Origin of the sequence: Streptococcus suis, from assembly GCF_002960445.1 — a bacterium.
Taxonomy (GTDB): Bacteria; Bacillota; Bacilli; order Lactobacillales; family Streptococcaceae; genus Streptococcus; species Streptococcus hyiners.
Window position 1 is genome coordinate 112,984 of the sequence record NZ_POJD01000358.1, and the last position, 18,892, is coordinate 131,875.

Genomic DNA, 18,892 nt, shown 5'->3' on the forward strand with positions numbered 1-18,892 from the left:
TGCTAGTCAAAAAGAGGTTTCTTATGAATAAAAAGATGAAAATAGGCTTGGTTCATACTTTGATTATTTTATTCTTTTATGTTGGTATCTATGGTCTTGCTTCTTTTTTGGATACTTATCTTGCTAAGGCCTTGATTGTTAACAATATTCTTTTTTATACTCCACTAGGCTTATTCATCTTAGGCCTGATTGATGGTCGTGGTCATGGTTTTTCCATAAGGGTTCCTGTCCTAGCCTTTCTCCTCTTTCCTCTTACTATTTTTAGTTTTGGAGAGTGGATATGGCTCTATCAGGTCATCTATAGTCTATGTGCAGTGGTAGGATGCTTGTTAGGCGCTCTGCTATGTCACATAAAAAATAAAAGTCTTTGAAAAAATGGAAAAAGGTGGTATAATAGCACTTAGAGATTTATCAATTCTAGGAAATCTTTGAGAGAGTGTGCGGTGGGTGCAAGCACATAGAGGATAGGATTGACACTACTCGGTAGGATTTTATGCAAACATAAAAGGGTGGTTCCCTTATCGCCAATCTGAGGTAGTCAGGCTTTTCGGTGTGACTGCGAATGAAGGTGGAACCACGTTACGACGTCCTTTTGCGAGGGCGTCGTATTTTCTGTTGGAGGAGGACTGATGCTACCTGATGACTTATTAAGACGGTGTCAAGATGTGCGGAGAGCCTATAGAGAACTGGAACTCAAGCACTATGAGAAAGAGTAGTCTATTGAGGAGTGAAACAGTCTGGGGATAGACTGTTTCAGCTCAACAACTTAAAATAAAGACTTGTTGACCAACTCTTTTCTATTTGTTGAGTTCTTTCTCGCTCCCAACATGAACCGCCTGATTATGACCAAGCAGGGTCGCTACTATGATGAAACGCCCTATAGCTTGGAGCATAAACTGGCTGAAAATATCTGGTGGTTGATTGAATTGGCCGACCGCCTGGATATTGACATTCAAAAAGAAATGGAAACCTTTTTAGCTCAAAAAGAAGAGTTATTGGGGATTAAAAAATAAATAAAAAATAGAAAGGACTAGGGTCTCCGTATTTGGTTGAACTGAATACGGGCTACGGACTGGGCCAAAAAGATAAACGAGAACTAGACGCTTGCGTCGTCGTTCTGTTTCCTATTTTGTCTGTGTCCGCTTAACGCCCTTTATATCTTATATTATGATTAACATTACTTTCCCAGATGGTGCTGTTCGTGAGTACCAAGCTGGTATGACAACTTTTGAAATTGCGGAGAGTATCAGCAAGTCTTTGGCGAAAAAGGCGCTTGCTGGTAAGTTCAATGGTAAATTGATTGACACCACTCGTGCCATTGAAGAGGATGGGACGCTTGAAATCGTAACGCCTGACCATGAAGATGCCTTGCCAATCTTGCGTCATTCAGCAGCTCACTTGTTTGCCCAAGCGGCTCGTCGCCTTTTCCCAGACATCAAGTTGGGCGTTGGTCCAGCCATTCAGGACGGTTTCTACTATGATACGGACAATGCTGCTGGTCAGATTTCAAATGAAGACCTGCCACGTATTCAGGAAGAAATGGCTAAAATTGTCAAGGAAAATTTCCCTTCTGAACGCCGTGAGGTGACTAAGGAAGAAGCTCTGGAGATTTTCAAAAATGATCCATATAAGCTGGAACTCATTCAAGAACACTCGGATGACGAGGGTGGTTTGACCATCTATACTCAGGGTGAATACGTTGACCTCTGCCGTGGTCCACACGTTCCATCAACAGGCCGTATCCAGATTTTTGAATTGCTCAATGTGGCTGGTGCTTACTGGCGTGGTAAGAGCGAAAATCCAATGATGCAACGGGTCTATGGTACAGCTTGGTTTGACAAGAAAGACCTCAAGGCTTACCTTCAAATGCGTGAGGAAGCTAAAGAACGCGACCACCGTAAACTTGGTAAAGAATTGGATCTCTTCATGATCAGCCAAGAAGTTGGTCAAGGCTTGCCATTCTGGTTGCCAAATGGAGCGACCATCCGTCGTACCTTGGAGCGTTACATCACAGACAAAGAGTTGGCTTCAGGTTACCAGCACGTTTACACACCACCGTTGGCTTCTGTTGAGCTCTACAAGACTTCAGGTCACTGGGAGCACTACTCAGAAGATATGTTCCCAACCATGGACATGGGGGACGGTGAAGAGTTTGTTCTTCGTCCGATGAACTGTCCACACCACATTCAAGTTTACAAAAACCATGTGCGTTCATACCGTGAATTGCCAGTGCGTATCGCCGAGCTGGGTATGATGCACCGCTATGAGAAATCTGGTGCATTGACTGGTTTGCAGCGTGTGCGTGAGATGACCCTCAACGACGGTCATATCTTTGTCACACCTGAACAAATCCAAGAAGAGTTCAAAAAAGCTCTCCAGTTGATTATCGATGTGTACGCAGATTTCAACCTAAACGACTACCGTTTTCGCCTGTCTTATCGTGATCCAGAGGACAAAGAGAAGTACTATGACAACGATGAGATGTGGGAAAATGCCCAACGCATGTTGAAAGGTGCCATGGATGAAATGGGCGTGGACTACTTTGAAGCTGAGGGTGAGGCTGCCTTCTACGGTCCGAAATTGGATATCCAAGTGAAAACGGCCCTTGGTAACGAAGAAACCCTGTCAACCATTCAGTTGGACTTCCTCTTGCCAGAACGCTTTGGCTTGACCTATATCGGTGCTGACGGTGAGGAGCACCGCCCAGTTATGATTCACCGTGGTGTCATCTCAACTATGGAACGCTTCACTGCCATCTTGATTGAAACCTACAAGGGTGCCTTCCCAACTTGGTTGGCTCCAACCCAAGTGACTATGATTCCAATCTCTGTGGAAGCTCATTTGGACTACGCTTGGAAGGTTGCTAAAGAATTGCAAGACCGTGGCGTTCGCGTACACGTGGATGAGCGGAACGAGAAGATGCAATACAAGATCCGTCAGAGCCAGACCAGCAAGATTCCATACCAGCTCATCGTCGGTGACAAGGAAATGGAGGACAATGCTGTCAACGTTCGTCGCTACGGAAGCAAGGCAACACAAACTCAGTCAGTTACAGAATTTGTGGATCATATCCTAGCAGATATTGCCCGTAAGTCACGACCAGCTGAAACAGCTGAATAATAAATATAAGGAGAAGTCCGTAAGGGCTTCTTTTTTGGTATAATAGTCAAGGAAAGAGGTGCTTAAATGAAAAGGATAATGAAGTTTATTGTAGGTCTTATATTAGGAATTATTGGTTTCTTTGGCATTTTGTTGCTTTGTCTATTGCTACTCTTTAGTCCCAAAGTGGCTACTCGAGAGGAATTGATATCGTATCAGACGATGCTTGAACAGGGTATGGAGTCATATGGTTTCACTGGTAAGGTGGAGTTGACAAAATTTCGTCCTATAACCATTGGTAACCCATGGGATGTTCTAGAGTATGATTATACTGAGGTTATAGATGGTCAGTCAATTACACTTCAATCCTCTGATACTTTGGTCAATAACCGAATTGAAGGACAGGAGGCATTAAACGGACTACTAAATATGACGGTCTATTTTGATGATAGTCCAAGCGGAATGTTGTATCAATTTGATGGTATCGTTGACCAAGCTATGTGGCATCAGCCGAGAGGTAAATATTTACTGAATCAGGCACAGCAGATATTTAAATTGATGGAAGAAAAAGATTTCACTTTGTTTGAAGTGGATGGTAGGCTTGAAACTCAGGATGAAAAACTGATAAAGTTTTATAAAAAGGTAGAGGAAAATCGCCATAATGGTCGGGCTTTTGCAGGTTTTTATGATATAAATTTGGACTGGCTCATGGAGGAAGAAATGGCGGTAATTGAAGTTGAATTTTTTAATAAGAAGGACCTTGGTTTAGAAAATGACTTAGTGGAGGAAGATAAATTACTAGCTGATTTAAAACAGAAAGTCGAAACATTTGACTATTCTAATGTGGAAGACGGAACCTACAGAATTGGTTTTCGTAGACCTGGAGTGCAGTCGACAAGTTTTTTCGTAACAATCAAGGTAAAAGATCATCGTCATTCATTCTTAAAGTAGTTATTGCAAACACCAAAACTCCCAACCGATTGGCTGGGAGTTTTGGTAGTACTCAATGAAAATCAAAATCAAGTCAACAACGGCTGAGTTTGATTTTCGAAGAGTATTATTCAATCGAACTCGCCCAAGACTTGGCCACATAACGTGACAGGCTTGAGATGGCGAAGTTGATGCTAAAGTAAATCAAGGCTACCATGAGATAGAGTGCAAAGACTTGTTCTGCTTCAAAATGGCGTCCCATTAGGATTTGGCTGGCACCGAAAAGCTCTTGCAAAGCGATAACGGAGTAGAGGAAGCTGGTATCCTTGATAACCGTTACAATCTGTGAGATGATAGCTGGTAGCATCTTACGAATGGCTTGAGGCATGATGATATAGACCATGATTTGTACTGGGGTAAAACCCTGTGACAAACCAGCTTCAGTCTGGCCCGGTCCGATGGCGTTTAGACCACCACGGATAATCTCGGCCATAGCTGCCGTGGTAAAAATAGTAAAGGCAGTAATACCGGCAGGCGTTGACTTCATTTGGAAGACCAAGAAAACGGTGAAAATCCAAAGTAGGTTTGGTACATTTCGCACAAATTCAATATAGATAGTCGCAATCCACTTGAAGAGTGGATTTTTCCCATTTCGCATGATAGCTAAAATCATGCCAAAGAGAACTGATAGAACCACCGAAATACTAGAGATATAAAGGGTTAACTTCAAACCACTCCACAAGAGTTGGAAGGTTGAAGGCTTGAGTAATTCTAAAACATAATTCATTGTTCAACCTCCTTAGTGTGAAAAGGTAGCCTTATTTTTCTCTTCGATACGGCGGCCCCAGCTTGCAACAGGGAAACACATACAGAAGTAGAGGAAGGCAGCGCCAGCAAAGGCTGGAATATAGTTAGCGTTCATAGCAGACCAAGACTTGGTCATGAACATAATGTCAGCACCTGAGATAATAGCAACTGTAGCCGTGTTTTTAATCAAGTTTACAACTTGGTTGGTCAAAGGTGGCAAGATTGTTGGAATAGCCTGGGGCAAGATGATGATACGCATGGTTTCAGACTGGGTAAAGCCTTGTGAAAGTGCAGCTTCAGTCTGACCAGTTGGCACCGCCTCAATCCCTGCACGGATGACCTCTGCGATATAGGCACCGTGGTAAAGTCCCACACAGATAACAGCTGTCCAGTAGATGGACGGCATGAGGATGTAGTTGGAAATCAAGGGCAAGCCATAATAAACAATCATGAACTGAACCAAGAGCGGAGTGTTTTGGAAGTATTCCACATAGACACGAGCTAGCACCTTTAAGAGCTTGTTCTTGCTAGAAGATAGGCTGCCAAAAAGTATGCCTAGTAACATGGCTGTGATAAAAGCCCCAATAGTAATGGCTAGGGTGAAGAGGAAGCCTTGGAAGAAGAGAGGGAAGTCATTGAAATAACTAACCCAGTTTTCCCAAGCATAGGGACTTGTAGTCAAGATAGTCATAAAATTTTCCCTTTCTATTCGTCGGTTTCTGTTACAGGCTTCAAGCCATTGGCATCATAGATAGCCTGTAAACTGCCATCATTATGCCAAGTTTCAATGAGAGTATTCAGGTAGGCATTTAAATCTTTGTTTGACAGTTTAGTGGCGATACCATAGTCAGATGCAGAGAAGCTGAAGTCCAGTAATTTAGACTTAGAACCAATGTAGCCTGATAGGATGGATTGGTCTACGGAGAAGCTATCAATACGGTGGGCACGAAGCGATACAGAAAGCTCTGGATAGGAACCCAATTCAGCAAATGAGACAGAGATACCATATTTATCAGCTAAGTCAGTAATCAATTTACGCGTGATAGAACCTTGAGCAACCCCGACAGTCTTTCCGTCTAAGTCAGTGAAGGTTTCGATACCGCTATCCTTGTTGACTAATAAACCTACAGCATCTGTGTAGTAAGGGCTTGTAAAGTTGTAAAGCAACTTCCGCTCATCGGTAATAGTGAAGGTTGCGATGACCATATCTACTTGTCCATTATCAAGGAGGGGACCACGAGTTTGGGCTGTTACAGGGGTGAATTCAATATCCACTCCCAACTCATCAGCAATTTTACGAGCGATGTCGATTTCCATGCCTTCAAATTCATAAGTATCCGGATTTTTAAAGCCAAAGTTAGGGACGTCCTGTTTCACTCCGACACGGAGCACGCCCCTATCAATGATGGCTTGAACCTGGTCGCTATTAGTAATAGGTGCAGGTGTTTCTGTTTGGACAACGGTTTGATTGATATGGATAAAGAACAGCGTTAAGATGCTGATGATAGCAAGCCTGACGGCTAAAAATAGATTGACTTTTTTATCTGTCATAAGCAACCTCCTAGAGTTTGACCTTGTCTGATTCATGGTTGATAATCTTGCTGAGGAACTGTTTAGCACGAGGTTCAGTAGGATTGTCAAAGAAGCCATTGACATCGGTTGTATCAACCAATACTTCCCCCTCAGCCATGAAGATGATTCGGTCAGCAACTTCACGAGCAAAGCCCATTTCGTGGGTTACGACAATCATATTCATTCCATCACGAGCCAATTTTTGCATAACTGCAAGAACATCGCCGATTGTTTCTGGGTCAAGGGCAGAAGTTGGTTCGTCAAATAGGAGCAATTCTGGGTGCATAGCTAGACCACGGGCGATGGCAACACGTTGCTTTTGACCACCCGATAGCATGGCAGGGTAGGAATCTTTACGGTCCCAGAGGTTTACGAATTCAAGGTATTTCTTGGCAGTCTTTTCAGCAGTAGCCTTATCAATGCCTAAAACCTTAATCGGTGCCAAGGTAACATTTTCTAACACAGTTTTATGTGGATAGAGATTGAAGTGTTGGAAAACCATGCCGACTTCCTTGCGAAGAGCTACCAATTCTTTGACAGATGAGCCGGATACGGTATGTCCATTGACAACAAGGCTACCTTGATCGACAGTTTCTAGTCCATTGATGGTACGAATAAGAGTTGATTTACCAGAACCGGATGGTCCAAGGAGAACAACAACCTGTCCAGGTTCGAATTCCAAGTTGATATTGCGAAGAGCATGGTAGTCACCATAGTATTTGTTTACATCTTTAAATTCTACTAAAGCCATAGTAATCTCCTTTTTTATGTAAGATAATAGCATGATATCACTCCCTATATTAAAAGTCAAGTAAATTCAGACAATTTAATATAGGATATGTGATAAGATATAACATAACTATGTTAGTTAACTCTGGTTATGAATTTTTTAAGTAAGTTTGATATAATAGAAGAAATAAAGATAATTAAGGTAAGAAATTATGAGAAAAATTTTGATTGTAGATGATGAAAAACCCATCTCAGACATTATTAAATTTAATATGACCCGTGAGGGCTATGAAGTCGTGACGGCTTTTGATGGTCGAGAGGCTTTGGCAGTTTTTGAAGCTGAATTTCCAGATATTGTGATTTTGGATTTGATGCTGCCAGAGTTGGATGGTTTAGAAGTTGCTCGGACCATCCGTAAGACCAGCAATGTTCCCATTATTATGCTGTCTGCCAAGGATAGTGAGTTTGACAAGGTGATTGGACTAGAGATTGGGGCAGATGACTATGTGACCAAGCCTTTCTCTAATCGTGAATTGCAGGCGCGTGTCAAGGCTCTCTTGCGTAGAAGCGAATTGTCAGAAACACAGATGTCCGTTGAGAATACTGGCAGTCCTGAATTGGTCATCGGGGACTTGGTCATTTTGCCAGATGCCTTTGTTGCTAAGAAGCATGGCAAAGAATTGGAATTAACCCACCGTGAGTTTGAATTGTTGCATCATTTAGCTAAGCATTTGGGGCAAGTCATGACCCGGGAGCATTTGCTAGAAACGGTATGGGGCTATGACTATTTTGGAGATGTGCGTACGGTGGACGTAACTATTCGCCGTTTGCGTGAAAAAATTGAAGATACACCGAGCCGACCGGAATATATTTTGACCCGTCGTGGTGTAGGATACTTTATCAAGGGAAATGATTAATCAATTACGTTATTTAATGACAACAGCAGAGTTTTGGTTTGTTGTTATTCTCATTGGTTTTTTGATTGCATTGACGGTCTTGTTGATTGAAAACCATAGGGATAATAAGCAAATCAAACAGCTCAATCAGCGTGTGAAAGCCTTGATGGATGGCGATTATACGGAGGTCTTGGATATGAGAGGCAGTCCAGAAATTACGGACATGGCCAACTCGCTCAATGATCTGTCGGAAGTCATTCGTCTAACTCATGATAGCTTAGAACAAGAGAAAACCCGTCTGAGTTCCATTCTTTCTTATATGAGTGATGGAGTAATTGCGACGGACCGAGTTGGTCGGATTATCATGATCAATGATATGGCACAAAAGCAATTGGGGCTAGCCGGTAAGAAACAGGAGCCCTTGCAGATATTAGATGTTTTGGATATTAAGGATCGATATAGTCTGCGTGATTTGTTGGCACAAACACCTGAAATTGTCTTGGACCATACCAATGAGAACCAGGAGTTTCTAACCCTTCGGGCCAATTTTGCGACTATTCGGAGTGAGAGTGGTTTGATTTCTGGTCTTGTTGTTGTCTTGCATGATATGACCGAGCAGGCTAAGGAGGAACGGGAACGCCGTCTATTTGTATCTAATGTCAGTCACGAACTCCGTACACCTTTGACATCCGTCAAATCCTACCTAGAGGCCTTGGATGAGGGAGCCTTGACGGAATCAGTTGCACCTAGTTTTGTCAAGGTCTCCCTTGATGAAACCAATCGCATGATGCGGATGATTACGGACTTGCTCAGTCTATCAAGGATTGATAACCAGGTTGGTCAAATAGATGTCGAACTAATCAACTTTACAGCCTTTGTGACCTTTATCCTTAACCGTTTTGACCAGATGAAAAATGCTGAGTCAGATAAGGTTTATACCATTGTGCGTGACTATCAAATCAGCCCTATTTGGGTGGAGATTGATACGGATAAGATGACCCAGGTGCTAGACAATATCTTAAACAATGCCATTAAGTATTCGCCTGATGGGGGGACCATTACCTTTAGTATGAAAACGACGGATAGTCAGTTGATTGTATCCATTTCTGATGAAGGGTTAGGCATTCCAAAGGCTGACCTACCTAAGATCTTTGACCGATTTTATCGTGTGGATAAGGCTCGTTCGCGTGCCCAGGGTGGTACCGGTCTAGGCTTGGCCATTGCCAAGGAAATCGTCAAGCAACACAAGGGCTTCATTTGGGCCAAGAGTGAATATGGACATGGTTCAACCTTTACCATCGTCTTGCCATACAGTAAGGATATTACAATGGATGAGTGGGATGATTCAGATGGAGAAGAATAGGGGAATATGATCGGAAAAGGATTTAATTACAGTATTCTAGCTTCGGGATCGAGTGGGAATTGCTTTTATTTGGAAACGGATAAGAAGAAGATCTTGGTAGATGCTGGCTTATCAGGAAAAAAGATTACCAGCCTTTTGGCAGAAATTGACCGCAAGCCAGAAGATATCGATGCTATCTTAGTAACGCATGAACATAGTGACCATATCCATGGTATCGGTGTTTTGGCGCGTAAATATGGTATGGATATTTATGCCAATGAGTTGACCTGGCAGGCAATGGAAAGCAAATTGGGGAAGATTGACCAAGCTCAGAAACATATCTTTGAATTGGGGGCTATGAAGACCTTTGGTGACCTAGATATTGAGTCGTTTGGGGTCAGTCATGATGCGGCTTGTCCTCAATTTTATCGTTTTATGAAGGATGATAAGTCCTTTGTTATGTTAACGGATACTGGCTATGTCAGTGATCGAATGGCTGGGATTGTGGCGAATGCGGATGCCTATTTGATTGAGTCTAATCATGATGTTGAAATCTTGCGTGCGGGTTCTTATTCTTGGAACCTCAAGCAACGGATTTTGTCAGATAAGGGGCACCTTTGTAACGAGGATGGAGCTGATGCCATGATTCGCTCACTAGGAAATCGGACTAAAAAGATTTATCTAGGGCATTTATCAAAGGAAAACAATATCAAGGAATTGGCTCACATGACCATGGTTAATCAGTTGGCGCAGGCTGATTTAGGAGTTGGAGTGGATTTCCAGGTCTATGATACCTCGCCAGATACAGCGACACCCTTGACCAAGATTTGACAAATTCATTGAACTTGTTTAGAATAAATATATAAAATACGTGAGGTGAAGTTACATGAATAATTAAGCTACTTATTAGTCGTTCTTAAAACTTGTTGTGAGGTTACATGAACCGACGATACAAGGGATAATACTGCTCATAAGGGCTTACTATTCATGTGACTTTTCCATAGGGAAAGGTCATGTTTTGCATGGCTTTTTTGCATGCACTTTTCAAAGATATAAGTCCTTTTACGAAGAAAAGAGGTCTATATGGAAATGATAAAATGTATTCAATTAGAGAAGGAGATTGCAGGGCGTAGCTTGTTTACAATCCAGCAGTTGAGCCTTCAAGCTGGTCAAAAGGTTGGTTTGGTTGGAAATAATGGTGTTGGCAAGTCTACTTTTTTGAAAATCTTACTAGGACTGGATAGGGATTTTGCTGGTCAGATTGAGGTAAAAGCAGACTGGGCCTATGTACCCCAGTTACAGGATAGGAGCTCACTTTCAGGTGGGGAACAGGTTTGGAAGTCTATTCAAGAGGCTTTTGCCCAAAGACCACAGTTGTTAATCATGGATGAACCGACAGCCAATCTGGACCAAGAACACCAGGAAAAGCTGATCAAGCAAATCAAACGTTTTCGTGGCAGTTTACTGCTTGTCAGTCATGATCGGTATTTTCTCAATCAAATAGCCAGTCATATCTGGCATTTAGAAGAAGGAAAGGTTCAGGTTTATCCTGGGAATTACGAGGCATTTGTAGAAAGTCGCCGGGCTAGACGAGAAGGACAGCAGGAGGCCTATGAAGCCTATCAGAAAAAAGTTGCCCAACTGAAAAAAGCTCAACATGAACGTCAAGCCAAGGCTCAGAAGATGGGGAAGAAAAAGAAAGGTGTTTCATCGTCTGAGTGGAAGGTTAATGCTATGATGGGTTCCTATGATAGTCAAGCCAAGTCTATGGCCAAGACTGCCAAGCATTTGGAAGAACGGATAGAGCGTTTGGACAAGGTTGAACAACCTAGAAAGGAAAGGTGGGTAAAGATGGAAGCGAAAGGTGCCTTGGATACGGGACTTCACAGTCTCTTTCGCTTGCAGGCTGGTCAGCTCTGGATTGAGGAAACCTATTTATTTGATTTTCCTCAACTTGGCATGACTTTTGGGGATAAACTAGCTTTGGTTGGGTCAAATGGTACTGGGAAAACCAGTTTTGTTCGGAAATTGATTTCAAAAGAATTAGAAGGCTATTACAATCCAAAATTAAAAATTGCCTATTTCTCCCAGGATTTGACCAGTCTTAATGAAGAGGAGACAGCCTTTGTGAATGCTAGCTCGACGTCGCTTCAAGATAGGATAACGGTTCTCAATTTATTAGGCATGTTGGGACTTTCTTATGATAAGGTCCAGCAGAAGGTGGCAAATTTATCTGGTGGTGAACGTGTTCGGCTTTCCTTGGCCAAAGTACTATTGACTGATGCTAATCTCTTGATTTTAGATGAGCCGACTAATTTTTTAGATCTGACAGCTATTGAAGCCCTGGAAAGATTTTTGAAGGAATACCAGGGAAGTATCTTGGTGATCTCTCATGACCAAGACTTTGTGGATAAGGTCGCAACAAGTAAGTGGTGGATAAAGGATGGTAGCTTAATAGACTAGAAAAAATTTCTCAAAAGGAAGCTAGGTCTAAAAAATATTTTTTTCCTGTGGTATAATAAGAAGGATATTTCTAGAATGAGGTCGGTGAATTGAAAAAAAGACAGGAACATTTGGTGGAGAATAATGGGAATTTTATTTCCATCCGCTTGAATATTTTATTTTCTATCGTTATTTTCTTATTTTTGGTCTTGATTTTGCGTTTGGCAGACATGCAGATTGTCAATCATGATTTTTATAGCAATAAGTTATCAACTGCTAGCCAAAAGATTATCAGCAATGGATCGGTTCGTGGGCAGATTTATGATGCGCAAGGTAAGCCGCTTGTGGAAAATCAGATTCAACAGGTCGTTTCCTTTACCCGTTCCAATAAGATGTCAGCCCAGGAAATGAAGGAAGTAGCAAATAAGCTCTTGCAATGGGTCAAGGTGTCTGATGTTTCGGTAACGGAACGGGACAAGGCAGATTATTATTTGGCAGATACAGAGGTCTATAAGCAGGTTGTAGAGAAGCTGCCAAAAGATAAACTCTATGATTCGGATGGCAATTATCTGGAAGAAGCAACTATCTATGCCAATGCTGTTGAAAGTTTGTCTGAAGATGTGTTGAATTATTCGGAACAGGAAAATCAGGCCATAGAACTATTTAAGCAAATGAATGGTGCTGCTTACTTCGCAACAGTAAACCTGGTAACAGACTCCTTGTCCGCAGAGCAGGTGGCTCATATTGTTGCCAACGAATCTCAACTGCCTGGTATTTCTACGACCAATAACTGGCAGCGGAATATCCTACCGACCTCCTTGAGTTCGGTTATTGGAACGGTAACAAGTGAACAGGCAGGTTTGCCAGCCGAAGATGCAGAGTATTATTTGTCTAAAGGCTATTCGCCAAATGACCGAGTGGGAACTGCCTACCTCGAAAAGCAGTATGAAGAAGTCCTACAAGGACAACGTGAGAAAAAGGAAATCAATCTGGACCGAAATGGTAATGTGGAGAGTATTAAGACCATCCAAGAGGGTCAGCAAGGAAACAATATTAAACTAACCATTGATTTGGCCTTTCAAGATGGTGTCAATGCCATTTTGAAAAAATATTTTGAAAGCGAACTGTCTACAGGAAGTGCTCTTTATTCAGAAGGTGTTTATGCCGTAGCGCTGGAGCCAAGTACAGGTGCAGTCTTGGCCATGTCTGGCTACAGCCATGAAAAAGGGACGACTACGATTACTGAAGATGCTCTTGGCACCATCACAAGTGTTTTCACACCAGGTTCCATCGTCAAAGGAGCGACAATCAGCTCTGGCTGGGAAAATGGAGTTATCAGTGGCAATCAAGTGCAGTTAGACGAACCAATCTATTTTGCAGGTTCAGCACCAATTACATCTTGGTGGGCCTATGGTAGTTTTAATATTGATGCGACAGAGGCTCTGGAATATTCTTCAAACGTTTACATGGTAAAAATTGCTTTGGGGTTATTAGGTCAAACCTATTCGCCAAATATGTTTTTGAACGATGGAGATGCATTGACAAATGCGATGACAAAACTTCGTTCTACTTTTGCGGAATATGGATTAGGTGCTCCAACAGGAATTGACTTACCACTTGAATCAACAGGTTTCTTACCAGAAGAATATTCCACCGCAAACTTTATTATGAATGCATTTGGACAGTTTGATAACTATACACCGATGCAGATGGCTCAATATGTAGCGACAGTAGCAAATAATGGAAAAAGGATTTCTCCTCATCTTGTAGAAGGTATCTATGGAAATAATCCCCAAGGTGGATTGGGAGATTTGATTGAAACAGTTTCTGGTAAAGAGATGAATCAAGTCAATATTTCAGCTGATGAAATGGCTCTCCTTCGTCAAGGATTTTATCAACTTGTAAATGGTGGAGGACGATTTAATACAGGTAGTGCTATCGGTCGTGGTGCGGCCGTGACCATCAGTGCCAAGACTGGTACTGCCGAAACTTATACTACAACTCCTTCAGGTGAAGTAGTAACTGCAGTAAATACCAACGTTGTTGCCTATGCACCTAGTGATAATCCACAAATCGCAGTTGCAGTCGTACTTCCAAACTTGACTAACGAAAATTCTACAACAAAAGCAATTACAACAGAAATCATTAATTTATACAATTCACTTTACCCAATGAACTAAGGAGAATTATGCTATATCCTACACCCATTGCCAAGTTGATTGACAGTTACTCCAAATTACCAGGAATCGGTATTAAGACAGCTACGCGGCTGGCCTTCTATACCATTGGTATGGAAGATGATGTGGTCAATGAATTTGCAAAAAATCTCTTGGCTGCCAAGAGGGATTTGACCTATTGTTCGGTTTGTGGCAATCTGACAGACCAGGACCCTTGCGGTATTTGTCAAGATAGCAGTCGTGACCAGTCGACTATTTTAATTGTAGAAGACAGTCGAGATGTGACAGCCTTGGAAAATATCCAAGAATACCACGGTCTTTACCATGTCTTGCATGGCTTGATTTCCCCGATGAATGGTATTGGACCAGACGATATTAACTTAAAGACCTTGCTAACTCGTCTGATGGAAAACGAAGTGACAGAAGTCATTGTTGCGACAAATGCAACAGCAGATGGTGAAGCGACATCCATGTACATCTCACGTGTCCTAAAGCCAGCGGGGATCAAGGTTACTCGCCTGGCACGTGGTCTGGCTGTCGGAAGCGATATTGAGTATGCAGATGAAGTGACTCTGCTAAGAGCCATTCAAAATAGAACAGAATTGTAGTTTTTATCCATCAGAGAAGGCTTCAAACTCAAAATTATGCTATACTAAGTGTAGATTATCTAATTAGAAGAGGAATGTATATGTCAAAAGAAACCTTGATTTTACTCTATGGTGGTCGTTCAGCAGAACGTGAAGTATCTGTATTGTCTGCAGAAAGTGTCATGCGTGCCATCAATTATGATAAATTTTTTGTAAAAACTTACTTCATCACTCAGACTGGTGATTTCATCAAAACACAAGAATTTAGCCAAACACCAGCTGCTGATGAAAAACTCATGACCAATGCGACTATCCTTGCAGACCAGCAAGTGCGTCCAAGCGATATTTACGAAGAAAATGCCGTTGTTTTCCCTGTTCTCCATGGACCTATGGGAGAAGATGGCTCTATCCAAGGCTTTTTGGAAGTCCTTCGTATGCCTTACGTTGGGACCAATATCTTGTCTTCTAGCGTTGCTATGGATAAGATTACGACTAAGCGTGTGTTGGAGTCGGCTGGCATTGCCCAGGTGCCATACGTAGCCGTAATCGAGGGTGAGAATATTGCTGAAAAGATTGCGGAGATTGAAAGCAAATTGACCTATCCAGTCTTTGTTAAACCAGCTAACATGGGGTCCAGTGTTGGTATCTCCAAGGCAGAAGACTTGGCAGGCTTGCAGGCGGCGCTTGATGTGGCCTTCAAGTATGACAGCCGTGTTCTTGTTGAGCAAGGGGTTAACGCGCGTGAGATTGAGGTTGGTCTTTTGGGAAATGCTGACGTGAAAACGACACTCCCTGGCGAAGTAGTCAAAGACGTTGCTTTTTATGACTACGATGCCAAATACATCGACAACAAGATTACTATGGAAATCCCAGCTAAGATTGACGAGGCGATTATGGATATCATGCGTGACAATGCTGCCAAGGCCTTCCGTGCTATCGGTGGTTGCGGTCTTTCTCGCTGTGATTTCTTCCTGACAGAAGAGGGTGACATCTTCCTCAACGAGCTCAATACTATGCCAGGTTTTACCCAGTGGTCTATGTACCCACTTCTTTGGGACAACATGGGATTTGCTTACTCAGACCTGATTGAAGAGTTAGTCAGCTTGGCTAAGGAAATGTTTGAAAAACGCGAAAGTCATTTGATTTAAAAAGTATGTAAAAGGTTGGAAAATTCCAACCTTTTTTCTTGCAAAGAGGGGCAAATAGGAATAGAATGGGGACAAGTATCTGGAGGTGTTTATGTATCAAACGACAGTAAAAGGAGAAGGTCTATTTCAGGCCCGTTCTCAAGGCTACGGGGACCCCGTTCGTACTTTTGGTGTGACTGATAAGGGAGAAACGCCTGTTAGTCTAGTCAATATCGGCTTGGCTGCCTGTGTGACCATGTGTGTGCAGGGCTATTATGCCAGCCAAGAGGGCAATAAAACTATGCCTGTTCAAGTAGCTTGTCAGTTGGAAGACAGAAAATTTGATCTGAAAATTGCCTTGGCTGAGCAGGTTTCAGCCGAAAAGCAGGCAGCAATCTTGGCCTATGTTGACCAAAAGTGTCGGGTTAAAGCCCTCTTGCGTGATGATATCAGCTACCATGTCGAGTTTGATTTGTTAGACTAGGATGAACTTTTTTTCACATGAGCTAAAAAATGATATAATAGAGAGAGCGAAAGCTCTTTTTTAGTTTATCGTCATTTAGTTTATCTTTTATTACGTCGACGAATGAGGAAACTTTGTTTCCTTATTTCCAACTTCAAACACTCCACTGGAGTGTTTGAACTCGCCTTGCCTGATTGAAACAGTCTGGGGGACTGTTTCAAGTCAATGCCTAGAAATTAGAAAGCATTGAGTTATGCCTGCGGCTCGTTGCCTAGTACTAAAAGTAAACTAAAAGACTATATTGGAGAAAATAATGAAATTAACCCTACACGAAGTCGCTCAGGTCTTGGGCGCAAAAAATGATAGTAGTCTTTATCCTGATACAGCACTCAACAAGGTCGAGTTCGATAGCCGACTCGTCACAACTGGTGACCTCTTTGTTCCCCTCAAGGGTGCGCGTGACGGTCATGACTTTATTCCTGTTGCTTTTGAAAATGGCTGCGCAGTAACCCTTTCGGAAGTCAGCCTTGATGTTCCCCACATTCTAGTAGATGACTGCTTGGCTGCGCTTCAACAATTAGCGGCCTACTACCTAGAGAAAACAGGGGTAGAAGTCATTGCCGTGACAGGTTCAAACGGTAAAACGACCACCAAGGACATGATTCACGATGTTCTAGCGACGACTTACAAGACTTACAAGACCCAAGGCAACTACAACAACGAAATCGGTCTGCCATACACCGTCCTCCATATGCCTGACGATACAGAAAAACTGGTCTTGGAAATGGGGCAGGACCACTTGGGCGATATTCACCTCTTGTCTGAAATTGCTAAACCAAGCCTATCAGTTGTTACCCTTTTTGGAGAAGCCCACCTGGAATTTTTCGGCTCACGAGAAGAGATTGCCAAGGGAAAATTACAGATTGCAGATGGAATGGAGCCAGGTAGTAAACTCTTGATCCCGGCAGATCCAATTGCGGATAAGCTCTTGCCTAGCCATGTAGAACTCATTCGCTTCGGTGAGCAGGCTGATTTGCAGGTGACCAGTCTGGTTGAGAGCAAGGACAGCCTGACTTTCACCGTCAATTTTATGGACGGCGATATTTTCCTGCCTGTAACAGGCAAGTACAATGCCACCAATGCCATGGTAGCAAGCTATGTGGGCAAGACCTTGGGTGTGTCTGATGAGGCCATCACCTCAGCCCTAGCCAGTCTTAACTTGACCCGCAACCGCACCGAGTGGAAAAAGGCAGCTAACGGAGCCGATATTCTTAGTGATGTCTACAACGCTAACCCAACGGCCATGCGATTGATTTTGGAAACTTTTTCTAGTATTCCCGCAAACGACGGCGGCAAGAAAATCGCGGTTTTGGCAGATATGAAAGAACTGGGCAGCCAGTCGGTTGATCTTCATAATCAGATGATTTTGAGCCTGTCGCCTGATGTGCTAGACACCGTCATTTTTTACGGTCAGGACATTGAAGGTCTGGCCCAGCTGGCTAGTCAGATATTTCCGATTGGAAAAGTCTATTTCTTTAGGAAAAATGCAGAGCAGGACCAATTTGAAGAACTGGTTAAACAGGTTCAGTCAGTATTAGGAACCAATGATCAGATCTTGCTCAAGGGCTCTAACTCAATGCAGTTGGCTAAAGTGGTGGAAGAATTAGCAAAATAGTGAGTATGATTGAATTTCCCCTACTTTTATAGGGGGAAATTCCGTCATATTTTATTTTTCGTCAAGAACCTAAGGTATTTTCTAATAACATAGAAAGATGGCCAGACATGGAAATTAGAATTTACAGGTTATTATCATTATTATCCTACTAGTTGACATCCTAATTTTTTAATCCAACTTGTAAACATTTATACAATTTGATATACTATCTTTGATTTGAATGGTTAGAAAGGATTTAGGGGGAGAAAGTATGAATGATTTTTTTACTAATCAAGTTTCGCATGGCCCGCATCTAGGGTTATTTACTCACCTTGGCTTGTTGCTACCGCTTTTTATCTTGCTTTACTTGACCACGCGATATTATACTAAAACTTGGTTTAATCGTTTGTTTTGGACAATTTTACTTTTTCAAGTGGTTAGTCTATATACTTGGTATATTTGGTCCGATTGGTCCCTTTCTGAAAGTTTACCCTTTTATCATTGTCGACTAGCCATATTATTTTTACTGTTTGCTAGGAAGGGAGATTTGAAACTCTACTTTTCCTATCTTGGTCTCATTGGTTCCTTGGTGGCTTTTATTTACCCGGTCTTCGATCCCTTTCCTTTTCCACATCTGACCTTCTTTACCTTTGTGGTTGGTCATTATGCTTTAGCAGTGTTGAGTTTGTCTTATATTTTGACAGAGGGATATCAATTCAGTCTTTCAAGACGGGAGCGTTTGTCACTGACAGTCATGCTTCATCTGGTCATGCTTTTTGTTAATTGGTTGACAAAAGGTAATTATGGTTATTTGACTCGCTTACCCATAGTCAATAGCCAAGAGACTTGGTTCAATTTTGTCCTACTTTCACTAATGATATCATGTTTAATTAGTTCTGTTCAGGCAGGGTTCCAATTATATTGGAAAAAGAAATTAGTCTATCTGCTCCAAGATTGATTTTCCAAGTGTTTGAAAAATTCCATTATTTCCGATATAATAAGAGAGTTGCAGTAGTTGCTCTCTTTTTTTGTACTCTTTTGATTTGATAGGTAAAAGAAGAAGTCAG

At 42.2% G+C, this 18,892-nt stretch carries 17 protein-coding genes and 1 pseudogene; 14 read left to right on the plus strand and 4 right to left on the minus strand.

The features are described 5' to 3' along the window. Window positions 1-23 precede the first annotated feature (23 nt). The 4 genes and pseudogenes from C1G53_RS11800 to C1G53_RS11815 all read left to right on the plus strand — a co-directional run bounded on the left by C1G53_RS11800 (window position 24) and on the right by C1G53_RS11815 (window position 4,050). The gene (locus tag C1G53_RS11800; RefSeq protein WP_105118768.1) at window positions 24-371 is read left to right on the plus strand and encodes a hypothetical protein; all 348 of its coding nucleotides are present in this window, start codon (window positions 24-26) and stop codon (window positions 369-371) included. Window positions 372-824: 453 nt separating this feature from the next. Then, window positions 825-1,013 (plus strand): annotated as a pseudogene (locus C1G53_RS11805) (MazG-like protein); the annotation flags it as partial. Window positions 1,014-1,167: 154 nt separating this feature from the next. Beyond that, window positions 1,168-3,120, plus strand: a complete 1,953-nt coding sequence (gene thrS / locus C1G53_RS11810) for a threonine--tRNA ligase (protein ID WP_105118815.1) — start codon at window positions 1,168-1,170, stop codon at window positions 3,118-3,120. Window positions 3,121-3,186: 66 nt separating this feature from the next. Continuing rightward, the gene (locus C1G53_RS11815; RefSeq protein ID WP_105118769.1) at window positions 3,187-4,050 is read left to right on the plus strand and encodes a hypothetical protein; all 864 of its coding nucleotides are present in this window, start codon (window positions 3,187-3,189) and stop codon (window positions 4,048-4,050) included. Between the two features lie 106 nt (window positions 4,051-4,156). Here C1G53_RS11815 and C1G53_RS11820 read toward each other — a convergent pair whose 3' ends face one another. The 4 genes from C1G53_RS11820 to C1G53_RS11835 are packed head-to-tail and all read right to left on the minus strand — an operon-like array spanning window position 4,157 to window position 7,159. After that, on the minus strand, window positions 4,157-4,816 hold the full coding sequence (locus C1G53_RS11820) for an amino acid ABC transporter permease (protein ID WP_105118770.1): 660 nt from the start codon (window positions 4,814-4,816) through the stop codon (window positions 4,157-4,159). A 12-nt stretch (window positions 4,817-4,828) separates the two neighbouring features. Beyond that, window positions 4,829-5,527: an amino acid ABC transporter permease gene (locus C1G53_RS11825; protein WP_105118771.1), complete on the minus strand. Its 699-nt coding sequence runs from the start codon at window positions 5,525-5,527 to the stop codon at window positions 4,829-4,831. A gap of 14 nt (window positions 5,528-5,541) precedes the next feature. Then, window positions 5,542-6,387 (minus strand): transporter substrate-binding domain-containing protein, encoded by an 846-nt coding sequence (locus C1G53_RS11830; protein ID WP_105118772.1) that lies wholly within the window; start codon window positions 6,385-6,387, stop codon window positions 5,542-5,544. Window positions 6,388-6,397: 10 nt separating this feature from the next. Beyond that, complete coding sequence (locus C1G53_RS11835) at window positions 6,398-7,159, minus strand: amino acid ABC transporter ATP-binding protein (RefSeq protein ID WP_105114648.1); 762 nt, start codon at window positions 7,157-7,159, stop codon at window positions 6,398-6,400. 190 nt (window positions 7,160-7,349) lie between these two features. Here C1G53_RS11835 and yycF point away from each other — a divergent pair, with 190 nt between their 5' ends. The 10 genes from yycF to C1G53_RS11885 all read left to right on the plus strand — a co-directional run bounded on the left by yycF (window position 7,350) and on the right by C1G53_RS11885 (window position 18,783). Then, window positions 7,350-8,054, plus strand: a complete 705-nt coding sequence (gene yycF, locus C1G53_RS11840; protein ID WP_105114647.1) for a response regulator YycF — start codon at window positions 7,350-7,352, stop codon at window positions 8,052-8,054. Then, entirely contained in the window at window positions 8,047-9,396 is a 1,350-nt protein-coding gene (gene vicK / locus C1G53_RS11845; RefSeq protein WP_105118773.1) for a cell wall metabolism sensor histidine kinase VicK, read from the plus strand. The genes yycF and vicK overlap by 8 nt, the downstream gene beginning before the upstream one ends. Before the next feature lie 6 nt (window positions 9,397-9,402). Next, window positions 9,403-10,206, plus strand: a complete 804-nt coding sequence (locus tag C1G53_RS11850; protein WP_044753470.1) for an MBL fold metallo-hydrolase — start codon at window positions 9,403-9,405, stop codon at window positions 10,204-10,206. 252 nt (window positions 10,207-10,458) lie between these two features. Beyond that, entirely contained in the window at window positions 10,459-11,838 is a 1,380-nt protein-coding gene (vga(F), locus tag C1G53_RS11855) for an ABC-F type ribosomal protection protein Vga(F) (protein WP_238139147.1), read from the plus strand. Between the two features lie 113 nt (window positions 11,839-11,951). Next, window positions 11,952-13,997 (plus strand): penicillin-binding protein PBP2B, encoded by a 2,046-nt coding sequence (gene pbp2b, locus C1G53_RS11860; RefSeq protein ID WP_419579794.1) that lies wholly within the window; start codon window positions 11,952-11,954, stop codon window positions 13,995-13,997. Window positions 13,998-14,005: 8 nt separating this feature from the next. Then, window positions 14,006-14,602 carry a recombination mediator RecR gene (gene recR / locus C1G53_RS11865; RefSeq protein ID WP_105118775.1) on the plus strand — a complete coding sequence of 199 codons (597 nt, stop codon included), beginning with the start codon at window positions 14,006-14,008 and terminating at the stop codon, window positions 14,600-14,602. An 80-nt stretch (window positions 14,603-14,682) separates the two neighbouring features. Further along, on the plus strand, window positions 14,683-15,729 hold the full coding sequence (locus C1G53_RS11870; RefSeq protein WP_105118776.1) for a D-alanine--D-alanine ligase: 1,047 nt from the start codon (window positions 14,683-14,685) through the stop codon (window positions 15,727-15,729). Between the two features lie 91 nt (window positions 15,730-15,820). Continuing rightward, window positions 15,821-16,192: an OsmC family protein gene (locus tag C1G53_RS11875; protein WP_105118777.1), complete on the plus strand. Its 372-nt coding sequence runs from the start codon at window positions 15,821-15,823 to the stop codon at window positions 16,190-16,192. A 292-nt stretch (window positions 16,193-16,484) separates the two neighbouring features. After that, a complete protein-coding gene (locus C1G53_RS11880; protein ID WP_105118778.1) occupies window positions 16,485-17,846 on the plus strand; it encodes a UDP-N-acetylmuramoyl-tripeptide--D-alanyl-D-alanine ligase in 1,362 nt (453 codons plus the stop codon). Window positions 17,847-18,096: 250 nt separating this feature from the next. Further along, entirely contained in the window at window positions 18,097-18,783 is a 687-nt protein-coding gene (locus C1G53_RS11885) for a TIGR02206 family membrane protein (RefSeq protein ID WP_161941428.1), read from the plus strand. Window positions 18,784-18,892 lie beyond the last annotated feature (109 nt).